The 13,818-nt window shown below is 32.7% G+C and carries 7 protein-coding genes; all 7 read left to right on the forward strand.

What is annotated here, in order from left to right:
* The first annotated feature begins 20 nt into the window (after positions 1–20).
* Entirely contained in the window at positions 21–605 is a 585-nt protein-coding gene (locus tag ROY99_11975; protein MDT3697094.1) for a TetR/AcrR family transcriptional regulator, read from the forward strand.
* A 69-nt stretch (positions 606–674) separates the two neighbouring features.
* Positions 675–887 (forward strand): hypothetical protein, encoded by a 213-nt coding sequence (locus ROY99_11980; GenBank protein ID MDT3697095.1) that lies wholly within the window; start codon positions 675–677, stop codon positions 885–887.
* Positions 888–1,006: 119 nt separating this feature from the next.
* Positions 1,007–1,219, forward strand: a complete 213-nt coding sequence (locus ROY99_11985) for a hypothetical protein (GenBank protein MDT3697096.1) — start codon at positions 1,007–1,009, stop codon at positions 1,217–1,219.
* 39 nt (positions 1,220–1,258) lie between these two features.
* Positions 1,259–3,355: a sodium:solute symporter family protein gene (locus tag ROY99_11990; protein ID MDT3697097.1), complete on the forward strand. Its 2,097-nt coding sequence runs from the start codon at positions 1,259–1,261 to the stop codon at positions 3,353–3,355.
* Positions 3,356–3,986: 631 nt separating this feature from the next.
* Complete coding sequence (locus ROY99_11995; protein ID MDT3697098.1) at positions 3,987–5,276, forward strand: hemolysin family protein; 1,290 nt, start codon at positions 3,987–3,989, stop codon at positions 5,274–5,276.
* Positions 5,277–5,548: 272 nt separating this feature from the next.
* Entirely contained in the window at positions 5,549–11,389 is a 5,841-nt protein-coding gene (locus tag ROY99_12000; GenBank protein MDT3697099.1) for a PAS domain S-box protein, read from the forward strand.
* 206 nt (positions 11,390–11,595) lie between these two features.
* A complete protein-coding gene (locus ROY99_12005; protein ID MDT3697100.1) occupies positions 11,596–13,698 on the forward strand; it encodes a glycoside hydrolase family 97 protein in 2,103 nt (700 codons plus the stop codon).
* Positions 13,699–13,818 lie beyond the last annotated feature (120 nt).

Raw genomic sequence — 13,818 nt, forward strand, 5'->3', positions numbered from 1 at the left:
CTTTGCACAAATACATAATTATGCCAAACGAAAGAAAATCACAGATAATAAAATCTGCTGCAAAAAGATTTGCCAGACATGGTTTAACCAAAACAACTCTCGATGAAATCGCACGGGATATTCGAATCGGTAAAGCTACTATTTACCATTATTTTGTTTCTAAAGATGAACTTTATTTTGCAACATTAAAATGGGAATGTGAAAATTTTATTGAAACAGTAAAATCTGTTTTAACTGCCGCTAACGAGCAGTTGATTTCTAAGCTGGATAATTATATATCACTTAAAATATCTGTCTCTGAGACAAATAAACTAATACATGAAAGTTTCTTAAATTTTCTAAATGACAAATCTTTTGAACAGGAAAAAGAAATTATCGGCTGGCTTTTAACAAAGGAAACCGAACTTTTAAAACAATTTTTAACAAATCATTATTCACAGAGAATTAAAAAGATAAGCTCTGCATTTCCAACTTTTATTGTACTTAATAGCTGGGGAATGTTTTTTTCCTCCAATCTCAGAACACTGATTGAAAAAGACAGAACAGCAGAAACGAAAAAAATATTTATTGAATCTTTAGAGATTCTTCTTAACCAGGAAATTTAGTTGAAATTTAATTATGTAATTTTTTTTTATGAAACTATATTTAACCGTTAAAATTCTAAAGGAATTGTGATGTCAACATTTTATGATATATGGCTGCCATACATCTATCTTTACGGAGTTGGAGGGGTGTTTTTTTTCAGCGGTATGTATTTAATTACTAAAACAAAAGCTCTTAATACGGAAAAAAAACAGCATAGATTCTGGTTAAGAGCCCTGTACGGCGGGTTTTTCTTTTTTATGATCATACACGGTTTCATGATCATTTCAGCTTTATATTTTTAACTGAATGCCCAAAAATCAACAAGGCAATCAATAAAACTTTTTTGATATTTATGAACAATTGTGTTGCACCGTATCTGATTTGCAATCTAAATTAACTATAAAATTATTCAGGATTTTGTATGCCTTCATTTGAAAATACTTGGCTGCCGTTTATTTATCTGTACGGTGTTGGCGGAATATTTTTTTTAAGTGGTTTAGTGATAATTAAAAAATCCAAAACCGTTAACTTTGAAAAAAAACGACACAGATACTGGTGGAAAATAACTCTTTTTGGATTCTTCTATTATATGGCAATTCATGCTTTGCTGATACTTGCCGCTTTATACCTATGATATTATTAAAAATTTCTCAAATAATCTCAAATATACAATATGAACGTACATCATAGTTTAGGAACTTCAACCGATTGGATTGTAATGATTGTTTATTTTATAGCAATCATGCTTTTTGGTTCATACTTCAGTAAATATAACAGAACAACAACAGATTTCTTTTTTGGAGGAAGACGATTTAAATGGTGGCTAATTGCAATGAGTATTGTTGCTACCGGTGTTGGAAGCCATAGCTTTATCAAATATTCTGCAAAAGGATTTGAAGCTGGCTTTTCATCTACAATGACATATATGAACGACTGGTTTTTCGTACCGTTTTTCATTTTTGGATGGCTGCCGATAATTGTTTATACAAAGATTCGTTCAATCCCCGAATATTTTGAAAAAAGATTTTCACCATCAACAAGATTCCTCTCAACTATTTTACTTTTGCTTTATATGATCGGATATGTTGGTATAGGATTTTTAACGATGGGTAAAGCAATTTTACCATTGCTGCCTCCCGAGTTTTCAATTTTTGGATTTCAAATTAATATTACGTTAATGGGTTTGGTAATTGTCATTGCACTGATCGTAGGTATTTACATTACCTATGGCGGACAAACTGCTGTTATTTTTACTGATCTCTTACAAGGCTTTATTTTAATCTTTGCAGGATTGCTGGTATTCTTTCTTGGCTTAGATTACATTGGCGGATTCGGTTTGTTCTGGAATGCACTGCCAACTAGCTGGAAATTACCCTTAGCTCATTTTAATAATCCACCCGGTTTTAATTTTGTGGGAATATTCTGGCAGGATGGCATTGCTGGTTCTGTTGGATTTTTATTTATGAACATGGGTTTAATCATGCGGTTTATGGCTACAAAGAGCGTTGATGAAGGACGTAAAGCCGCAACATTTAATATTCTTTTTATGCTGCCTATAAGTGCTATTGTAGTTGGAAATGCCGGATGGATAGGAAAAGCCATTTCGGTATTGCATCCAGATATTGTCCCACCTAATTCGGATCCTGATTCAATATTTGTTGTTGTAGCAAATATAATTTCTCTGCCCGGTGTTTTTGGTTTTGTAATGGCAGCTTTAACTGCGGCTTTAATGTCAACTGTAGATACACTGCTGAATGCAATTGCCGCAATTTATATTAATGATGTTCACAGACCTGCAAAAAAATGGCTGAGCAAAAAAGTTCAAAGCTGGAAAGAAAATGACAGACAGGAATTAAACGCAGCAAGAATTGCTACAGTAATCTTTACTATAATGGGAGTATTGGCGGTTATTCCATTTGAATCTTTCCCTACGGTTTACGAAGCACACGGTTATTTCCATTCAACATTAACTCCGCCGCTTGTTGTTGCTATTTTTCTTGGAGTATTCTGGAAAAAATTTACTAACGCTGCGGTAATTGCTACTTTTATTGTAGGTGTTGCATTGATGATACTTGGAATGTATTACCCAAGACCGTTAATAGAAGTATTTGCACACGGCACAGATTACGATCCAAAGCATCCTTACACTTATATCGGAGCTTTATATAATTTGTTTGTTTGTGTTTTTGTAGGTGTATTAACAACTGTAACAAGAAATCAACAAAAGAAAATTGTGGACTGGATTAAAACCACACCTAATCATAAATCAATGATGAGCGGAATTACTTTTGTATCAGGCGGTATTTTTGTAATAATACTTTTTAATCTTGCTTCGTTACCTGTTTTATTATTACTGACTGCAATTATGTTGGTGTTCGTTGTTATTTCATCCAACTATTATTCTAAATATTCTGAAAGAACTCATACTGAAGGATTAACTGTATGGAGTATAGCCAAAGCAAAAGAATTGTTTAAAGGCAGTAAGGTTAACGATCGCGAGGGTGAAATTATTAAAGTTAACTGGAAGATTAAAGAATCAACTGATGATTTGATGTATTTTTCTAAAAATGATATGGCAAAGATGGCTGCTGATCCGGGCGATCTTATTTATTTGTGTGATGCAAGAAGATATCTGGGAGGATTAAAATCCGTTCATAGCACTTATGGTGAACCGCACAATGAAGATGGAACTGTATATATAACACAGGATCATTTAGATCAGGGGCAGTTTGTAAAAGGCAAAATACTTACTGCTGAAAAAGAGATGTAATTATTTTATGTATAGTTGATTATGCAAGGCTGTGCATTTTATGTGCAGCCTTTTTTTTAATAACAAAATAAAATTTCCACAAAATCCAGATTGAGTAATAGCCCGATTGTTAATTCGTTTGCACAAAGTAACTGAGTAATCTTACACCTCAGAATTTTTAGCTTCTCATTATTACTTGCTAATCGTTACTTGAGCTTTAGTATTTTTTTGCCTTAGTTTGCAATAGATTATATACACAATAAAACTGAGACAGTTTTTGTTTGAAGATAGCCAGTAAATTAATTTTTAACATAATAACAAAATATATCAAACCGCTAAACCCATTACGTAATAAGTCAAGAGCTTTAATAAATGTAATTTAAAATACTAACTGCAAAATTATTCTGATTGATATTCTTGTTCGTTGTATTTGAGGTTTTAATTTTGATATCTGATACTTATTCTAACATAGGTACTGAGATAAATTCAAAATGAGCTTTGGTCAGTCTGGAATAACTACAAAAACCATTATTTAGAAATTCTACTTATAAATAGCAGCTAACACCTTAAAACTCCAAATCAACCCCACAGGTTATTAACAAATTTCTAACCTTTTCATTAAATTAAGCCAGCTAAAAACAATAAGCTTTGTATGGAATATTTAATAATTCTGGGTCTTTTTATCCTTAATGGATTGTTTGCAATGAGTGAAATTGCGCTTGTTTCATCCAAACGTGCACGACTTGAAGAAAAAGCAAAAAAAGGCAGCAATGGTGCTAAAATTGCTCTTGAGCTTTTAGATGAGCCTGAGAAATTTTTATCTACAGTGCAGATTGGTATAACTTTGATAGGAATTATTGCCGGTGCATTTGGCGGATTAGCTTTTGCAGATGATCTTGTTCCTGTTTTACAAAGTATCAGTTGGCTTGCACCGCATGCAGATAAGGCTGCAATAGCAATTGTAGTTACTATAATTACTTATCTTTCGCTGGTAATTGGTGAACTTGTACCTAAAACAATTGCATTCAATAACCCTGAGGGTATAACTGTTACACTTGCACCGGTTATGAAACTCCTTTCCTGGATTACAACTCCTGTTGTTTCTTTTCTTAGTTTTTCTACAAAAATCTTTTTAAAAATTCTGATGATCAAAAAGAAGGAAAGAACTCCGGTTACTGAAGAAGAATTAAAAATTCTTATAGAAAAAGGAACGCAGTTTGGAACGCTTGAGCATATTGAATCAGAACTCTTAAAAAGGATTTTCAGATTCGGCGACAGAAAAGCTTATGAAATAATGACAAACAGACAGGATGTAATAGTAATCAATATTAAAGATCCTCTTGATAAAATTAAACAACAGGTTTATGAAAATCCATTTTCGCGCTACCCTGTTTATGACGAAACTCCTGACAATATTTTCGGAATCTTTACAATAAAAGATTTTTTTCACAGCTTGAGCAATAAACCTGATTTTAGATTAAAAGATATTTTAACCCAACCGCTCTTTATTCCCGATAACTTAACCGGTATTAAAGTTTTTGAAAAGTTTCAACAGACAAAAACTTATGTTGCAATAGTTATTGATGAATACGGTTCTTTTGAAGGAATAATAACTTTACACGATCTTATTGAAAACATTTTTGGTGATCTGCCAGATAAGCACGAAGAGGAAGAAATTGCAATTGTAAAACGCGATGATGGTTCTTTATTAATTGATGGAAGTATTTTAATAGATGAACTTAAAGAACATCTTAATCTTATATTTGAAGATGAGGAAAACTATTCCACACTTGGCGGTTTTATGATGTATAAATTAAACCGGATTCCAAAAGCTGCTGATAGATTTGAATATAAATCCTGCATATTTGAAATAGTTGATATGGATGGAAAGAGAGTTGATAAAGTTTTGGTAACCAGAATTGAGAATAGTGAACCCGAATAAATTATTATTGGCGGCATTTAAGATGCGGTTAAGTTTAAATAAGCATTGATTTAATATTTAATCAATTGATTATTTTACCAATGTATTTTTTATTTCGAACCATTTTTACAGCTTATTTTTTGAAAGATTTTCCAAAAAAATCATCTTTAAGCCAAATCTTTCAATTAGGATTAATAAATATGACCTGATAATTAATTTGCATAATACTTGCTGTTAATTGTTATAAGAAATATCAAAAAAGAATTATTGGTTTTACTAACAGAATATATAATATGAGTAATAGATCAGGAAAAACTAATTCCAGAGGAAAGAATAAAAAAACACTGTTTAATTTAGAAGAAAACAATTTTTCAATTCTGTCAAATGAAGCACTTCTTAATCAGCTTAATGATGCAATTTTAATAGTTGATAAAAAATTAACTGTTACTTTAGTTAACAGCAAAGCTGAGAATATTTTCGGGAGGAAGAAATCATTTCTATTGAACAAAAATATAAGCAGTCTTATAGAAGTTACCGGGAATTCAAAAAATCAGAGTATAACAAATACTTTAAAAAATATTTTTGCATCAGAAAGAAAATCTAAAGACTTTAGGTTTAAAGATTGTAAAATCACATTACCAAAAAGCAAATTTCAATCTGTTAACTGTTCAATAACTGCCATCAACAATTATTCTGGTAAAGTAGAACATGCAGCGTTGATTCTATCCATAGAAGAAGAAACAGGTTTAGATAAGAATAAATCCTCAGACTTTAATTTCGAGATACCGGGATTTATTTATAGATGTGCTAATGATAAAAACTGGACAATGAAATTTATCACTGATGGCTGTACCAGTATAACAGGTTATAAACCAACAGAACTTATTGAAAATAAGAAAATTGCATTTAACAATATCATACATCCGGATTATCAAAAGATTGTAGCAGACAAATGGAAAAAAGCAATAAAAGAAAAAAAGCATTTTGAATTTGAGTACCCAATCATAACCAAAAAGAAGGAAACCAAATGGATTTGGGAACGTGGTAAAGGTATTTTTTCTGAAGAAGGTAAAGTACTATATCTTGAAGGATTTTTAACTGATATAACAGATAGAAAAAATAATGAAGCAAAACTCTTATTACAGAATATTGTTTTCGAATCGGCTATTTCTGCAAATTGTATTTTAGATACTAAAGAACAGATAACAAATGTAAACACATCTTTCCTTAAGCTCTGGGGTTATAACTCCAAATCTGAAATCACTAACAGACACTTATCAAACTTCTTTACTAATAAGAAAACTGCTAATGATATTCTTAAAAAATTAAATAAAGATGGACGGTGGGATGGTGAATTTAATGCGCTAAAAAAAGATGGTTCGTCTTTTCTGGCGTATGGAATGGCAACTATTATTCATGATTCTAACGGTAAAAAAATTGGGTTTCAATCATCCATGTTAGATATTTCTGAAAAGAAAGAAATTGAATACGAAGCTGAGAAGAATCGTGATAAAATGCAGCTTCTTGTAGAAGGCACTCCGCATCTGTTTTTTTATGTTCAGGATAAAAATGGATACATTGAATACATTTCACCTTCAGTAGAAAACATTACTGGCTATAAAGTATCTGAATGGCTAAATAAACGAAACTGGTTTGCAACTGAATCAGTTTTAAATATTACAGCAAAAGCAAGAACTCATAAACACCTATCGGGCAAAATTGATACTTCACCGGTTTATGTAGAAATCAAACATGCTAATAACGATATAGTTACATTAGAAGTTTACGAACGTCCGATAATTAGGAATGGAAAAGTTATCGGTTTGCGCGGTGTTGCTCACGATATAACTCAAAAAATAAAGTATGAAGAAAGATTAAGACTAAGCGAGTCAAGCTATCGAAGTATAATTGATAGTATTACCGAATCAATTTACATTCAGGATGAAAACGGTGTATTCCTTGATGTTAATGAGGGCGCCGTTGCGATGTATGGTTATGATAAACAAACACTGATTGGCAAAACACCAGAATTTGTCAGTGCACCAAATCGCAATAATTTTGATGTAATTAAAATTGCAGTTAATAAAGCATTTACTGGGCAGAAGCAGCAAGTTGAATTCTGGGGCAAGAGAAAGAATGGCGAGGAGTTTTTAAAAGATGTTCGATTATATCCCGGTACCTATTTTAATAAAAAAGTAGTAATAGCTGTTGCTTCTGATATAACCGAAAAGAAAAAATCTGAAAAACTATTGCAGGATAGCGAGGAGAAATACCGAACTCTTGTTGAAAACATCAATGATATATTGTATTTCATAAATAAAGATGGAATAATAGAATATATAAGTGGAACTATTCAGCGGGTTTTAGGTTATAAACCTGAGGAAGTAATAGGAACTGAATTTAAATCTTATATTCTTCAAGATGACTATCATAAACTGCAATATAAAATAAAAAAGATAGTTAGAGGAACTACAGAAGCTTTAGAATACAGAATGATTAACAAACGGGGTAATACATATTGGGTAAGAAGTTCAGGAAAAGCAATATATGATAACGAAAAAATTGCAGGTTTTTTGGGTGTAATGATTGATATAAATAAAGAAAAGATTTTTGAACAAAGGTTAAAACTTTCTGAAGAACGCTATAGAGCAATCTCAAATCTTACCAGTGATTATTTATTCTCAACCCAGGTAAATGAAGATGGAAATCATGAAATAGAATGGGTTGCCGGCTCTTTTGAAAAGATAACCGGTTATACAATGGATGAATACCGTAAAGCCGGAGGTTGGAGAGCAACCTTACTGCCAGACGAGCTTGAAAAAGATGATCTTGATATTGAACGGCTAAAACAAAGACTAAAAGTAGATCGTGAAGTTAAGACATATCATAAAGACGGCTCGGTTGTTTGGGTCAGAACTTATGCACAGCCTCTGTGGGATGAAAAAACAAATACTTTAAAAGGAGTTTATGGAGCAGTTCAGGATATTACTGAACAAAAGAAAAGTGAAGAATCTATCCGGATGATGGCACAAATGCTTGATATTGCTCCTAACGCAATAAGCGTATATAGCTTCGATGGTAAATGTCTTTATGCTAATCAGAATGCAGCTAAGATGCATGGATACACAGTAGAAGAATATAAACGGTTAAACTTCAGTGAAATTGATACTCCTGAAAATTCAACCATGTTAACTGCGCAAATAAATCAGATAAATACTATTGGTGAAGCGCGCTTTGAAGTTACTCATTATAGAAAAGATAAAACTGAAATTCCTCTGGAAATATATGCAAAGAAAGTAGAATGGGCTGGTATCCCCGCATTACTTAGTATTGGTACGGATATAACAGAAAGAATAAAAGCAATAAATGAATTAAAAGCAGAGAGAGATCTTTTCTCTTCAGGACCTGTAAGCACAATAATCTGGAGTCCTTCAGAAGATTGGCCGGTCAAATATGTATCGTCTAATATTGTTGAGATATTAGGATATACGAGTGAATTTCTGACCGATCCTAAATTTAATTATACTTCAATCCTGCATCCGGATGATTTGGAAAACTTCCAAAACGAGATTAACTATTACTTGGAAAATTCAATTGATACTTATGAACAATCGTACAGATTAAGACACAAAGACGGCTACTATTTATGGATATATGATTATACAAAATTTGTAAGGGATAGAAACGGAAATATATCAGAAATAAAGGGCTATCTCTTCGATCAAACCAATTTGAAAAATGCCCAGAATGAAATTGAAAATCAAAAGCAGAGACTATCAAATATTATTGCTGGAACAAATGTTGGTACTTGGGAATGGAATATTCAAACTGGTGAAGCAGTGTTTAATGAAAGATGGGCTGAGATAGGCGGTTATACACTGGAGGAGCTGAAACCGCTTTCTATTAAGACCTGGTTAAATCTTATTCACCCCGATGATCTGATCAAAAGTGAAGACTTGTTAAAAAAACACTTTAAAGGAAAATCCGAATATTTTGAGTGTGAAATAAGAATCAAACACAGAGAAGGACATTGGGTATGGACGTTAGACAAAGGTAAAGTAGTTTCAAGAACTGCTGATAACAAAGCCCTGATGATGTTTGGAACACAACAAGATATCACCGAAAGAAAAAGAGCAGAAGTTTTACAACATATTCAATATAGAGTTGCCGATGCAGCAGTGTCATCAATAAAGTTAACCGATCTGTTTGATTCAATCAGATTTGAACTTTCAACAATTATGAATGTAAATAATTTCTTTATTGCTCTTTATGACGAAAAGACCGGCATGCTTCAATCGGATGTTAATAAGGATGAAAAAGAAGAAATCCCTTATTGGGCTGCAAAGGGATCAATGACCGGCTACGTTATTGAACAAAAAAAATCAATACTGGTAAATAAAAAGCAAATAAATCAGTTGATTGAGAATGGCATTGCCGGAATGATTGGAACAATACCTGAAATATGGCTTGGGGTTCCTTTTAGAATTAGCGGTAAAGTAATTGGCGTTTTGGTAGTTCAAAGCTATGATAATCCAAATGCTTACGACCAAAACAGTGTGGAAATTTTGGAAATAGTTGCACACGAGTTAAGTATCTTCATTCAACACAAACGCGTTGAGGAAGAATCACAAAAACTGACAAAAGCTATTATTCAAAGTCCTGCTAGTATTCTGATAGCTGATCCGCACGGAATAATAGAATATGTAAATCCAAAGTTTACTGAGACATCAGGTTATTCACTCGAGGAAGTTAAAGGCAAAACCCCAAATATCTTGCAGTCAAATGAACACGGTAAAGAATTTTTTGATCACTTATGGAAAACAATTTCATCTGGAAATGACTGGCACGGAGAAATTAAAAATAGAAAAAAGAACGGTGATACTTATTGGGAAACTTCTATTATCTCACCCATTCTTAACGATGAAGGAAAAATAATCAATTATCTTGCAATCAATGAAGATATCACAGAAAAGAAAAAAATGATTGAAGAACTGATTATTGCAAAAGAAAAAGCTGAGGAAATGAACAGGGTTAAATCAAACTTCTTTGCAAATATGAGCCATGAACTTAGAACACCAATGGTAGGAATATTGGGATTTTCTGAGATGTTGATGAATGAATTAAAGGATAACCCCGATTATTTTGCAATGACCAAGTCAATCAATACATCGGGACATAGGCTGCTCGAAACACTGAATATGATCCTTAATATTTCAAAGCTTGAAGCTGCAAAAGTTGAACCTGTTTTTTCGAACACTAACATAATCCCGATTATACAGGAAAGTTTTCAATTTTTTGAAAGTGCTGCTTTAAAGAAAAATCTTACATACAAATTAAACTACTCGGAAGATGAAATAATATGTAGTATTGATTCATTCTTGTTTTTAAGCATAATGAATAACCTTATAAATAATGCAATAAAATTTACTTCCTCCGGATCAATAAATGTAACCGTTGCTATCTTAAATAAAGTTGTCTCTATCAGCGTAAGCGATAGCGGTGTTGGAATCTCGCGTGAAAAATTAAATCTGATCTGGGAAGAATTTAGACAAGCAAGCGAAGGCTATAATAGGAGTTTTGAAGGAACCGGACTTGGTTTAACGATTTCTAAACGATATACAGAACTAATGAACGGTAAAATTTATGTTGAAAGTATTATCGACAAAGGGACTACCTTTATTATTTCATTCCCTTTGATTGAGGGAATTGCTGATAAAACATCAACAGTTGTTGCTACTGATATAGTTCCCGATCTTCAGAAAGTGCCAGATGATCTTCCAAAGATACTTTATGTTGAGGACGATGAGGTATCAGTAAAGCTCGTTAGAACTTTTACAAAAGGACTTTATCAGGTTGATGTAGCAAAAGATTCTGATGAAGCCTTATCGTTAATTAATAAAGAATATAAATTAATTCTGATGGATATAAATCTTCATAAAGGAATAGATGGAATTGAGCTTACTCAGCTTTTAAGAAAAAATATAGATTACAAAGATGTTCCTATTGTAGCATTAACTGCTTTTGCAATGGGTCACGAAAGAAGTGAGTTCTTATCCAAAGGTATGTCGTATTATCTATCAAAACCTTTTAGCAGAATGCAGCTGATTGATATTATAAAAGAAGCTATCAAGTAAAAAGTATCTTAGATAACCGTTATAAATCGTCATTCTTCAACTTCGATAAGAATAACAAATCAGTTGTTACGTTGAAAGAAGTCGAAATGTAACTTTAAGATAAGAAAATTTAGCATCAGCTTTCGACTATACACTCAGCCTTACAAAAGAGTTCACACTGAATCTATCAAAGTGTTACTTAACCAAATTTTTTGAAATGTAGAACAATGAAATATTTTATTTTAATTTTATTAGCAATTAACATTCTTACATTAAATGCCCAGCAGATATCTTCTCCTGATAATAATCTTAAACTTGTATTTAAGCTTGTTGATGGAAGACCTGTTTATTGGCTGAACTTTAAGCAAAAACCTATAATCAAAGAAAGCACACTTGGGATTGTTTTGACAAATCAGCCTGATTTTATAGATGGATTTACTGTTGAAAATATTGATACTTTAACTTTTCTTGAAAACTGGGAGCCTGTTTGGGGTGAACAAAGTATTATAAAAAACAATTACAAAGAACTTAAGGTAACTTTAAGTCAAATGATTCCTGATAAAAGAATTTTGATAATTACATTTCGTTTATTCAATGACGGACTTGGATTTAGATACGAATTTCCTCAGCAAAACAATCTGAACTATTTTGTAATTAAAGAAGAATACACCACATTTGCTTTAACTGGTGATCATAAAGCTTTTTGGATACCTGGTGATTACGATAGTCAGGAATACACTTATACTACTTCCCTGCTCTCACAGATTGATGCTGGAAAAGGACTCGGTTTTGACGAAATAAATACAAAGAATATTCCCGGAACAGATTATATTCAAACACCTTTGATGCTTAAGAGCTCTGATGGAATTTACATCAACATCCACGAAGCGGCTTTATTAGGATATCCGGTAATGTATGTTAAAGTAGATAAAAAAAATTTCTCTTTACAATCACATCTTTGTCCTGATGCAGTTGGAAACAAAGCATACATCCAAACCCCATTTACAACTCCATGGAGAACAATTATTGTTAGTGATAAAGCAGAAAAAATTCTTGAATCAAAACTAATCCTTAACCTGAACGAGCCAACTAAGTTTAAAGATGTTAGCTGGATAAAACCCCAAAAATATATTGGTATCTGGTGGGGTATGCATGTTGGCACTATGAGCTGGAATTATGGAAACCTGGATAACGTACATCTAAATACTATTGATTGGGATAGTGTTAAATCAACTGGCAAACACGGTGCTACAACAGAAAACACTAAAGGCTATATTGACTTTGCTGCAAAATATGGTTTTGATGCCGTGCTTATTGAAGGATGGAATATTGGGTGGGAAGATTGGTTTGGTAAATGGAAGGAAGAAGTTTTTGATTTCGTAACTCCGTATCCTGATTTTGATATCAATTTTTTGTCAGATTATGCAAAACAAAAAGATGTAAAGTTGATTATGCACCACGAAACCTCTTCATCAGTAACTAACTATGAGCGAAGATTGGATGATGCTTTTTCTTTTATGAAGAAATATGGTTATGATGCGGTAAAAACTGGTTATGTAGGTCCAATCATACCACGCGGCGAACACCATGATGGACAGTGGATGGTTAATCATTTTAATCGAGTTGTTCAGAAAGCTCAAGCGTACAAGATAATGGTTGATTCTCATGAATCTATTCGCCCAACAGGAATGCATCGTACTTATCCAAACTGGCTGACTGCCGAAGCTTCAAGAGGAAATGAGTTCAATGCCTGGAGCAACGGTAATCCACCGGAACATGAGACTATTTTGCCTTTTACAAGAATTATAGGAGGTCCTTTGGATTATACTCCCGGAATTTTTCAAATTAAACTTAACTATTACAATCCCGATAGTAAATTTCAGGTACACACAACACTTGCAAAACAATTGGCATTATATGTTACCATTTACAGCCCGCTTCAGATGGCTGCTGACCTGCCGGAAAATTATGAAAAGTTTCCTGATGCATTTCAATTTATTGTTGATGTGCCGGTAGATTGGAGTGAGACTAAAGTTTTAAAAGCTGAACCGGGAGATTTTGTTATCATCGCACGAAAAGATAAAAAATCTGACAACTGGTTTATCGGTGCCATTACTGACGAAGAAGCTAGAGAATTTGCAATCCCATTGGATTTTTTAAGCGATGATAAATATAAAATGACAATATATAAAGACGCTGCTGACACTGATTGGGAAGCTAATCCTATGAAATATGAAATTGAAAATAAAATGGTTAGGCGGAATGAAATATTAAAACTAAAACTTGCTCCTGGCGGCGGATGTGCAATTATGCTTGAACCATTTAAATAGTTTTCACCTGCATCCATTTATAGATATAAGTTAAGGAAGTCTTTTTATCAAAGGGGTAATCATTTAATAAAATATGCTATCCTGCTGATAGATTTTGCAGGATAGCATTTGTTATAAACA

Origin of the sequence: Ignavibacterium sp. (assembly GCA_032027145.1) — a bacterium.
Taxonomy (GTDB): Bacteria; Bacteroidota; Ignavibacteria; order Ignavibacteriales; family Ignavibacteriaceae; genus IGN3.

What these genes read in the sequence shown, in the direction of transcription:
- ROY99_12005 (MDT3697100.1), top strand. Translation starts at nt 11,596, where the DNA reads ATGAAATATTTTATTTTAATTTTATTAGCAATTAACATTCTTACATTA.
- ROY99_11995 (MDT3697098.1), top strand. Translation starts at nt 3,987, where the DNA reads ATGGAATATTTAATAATTCTGGGTCTTTTTATCCTTAATGGATTGTTT.
- ROY99_11975 (MDT3697094.1), top strand. Translation starts at nt 21, where the DNA reads ATGCCAAACGAAAGAAAATCACAGATAATAAAATCTGCTGCAAAAAGA.
- ROY99_11980 (MDT3697095.1), top strand. Translation starts at nt 675, where the DNA reads ATGTCAACATTTTATGATATATGGCTGCCATACATCTATCTTTACGGA.
- ROY99_12000 (MDT3697099.1), top strand. Translation starts at nt 5,549, where the DNA reads ATGAGTAATAGATCAGGAAAAACTAATTCCAGAGGAAAGAATAAAAAA.
- ROY99_11990 (MDT3697097.1), top strand. Translation starts at nt 1,259, where the DNA reads ATGAACGTACATCATAGTTTAGGAACTTCAACCGATTGGATTGTAATG.
- ROY99_11985 (MDT3697096.1), top strand. Translation starts at nt 1,007, where the DNA reads ATGCCTTCATTTGAAAATACTTGGCTGCCGTTTATTTATCTGTACGGT.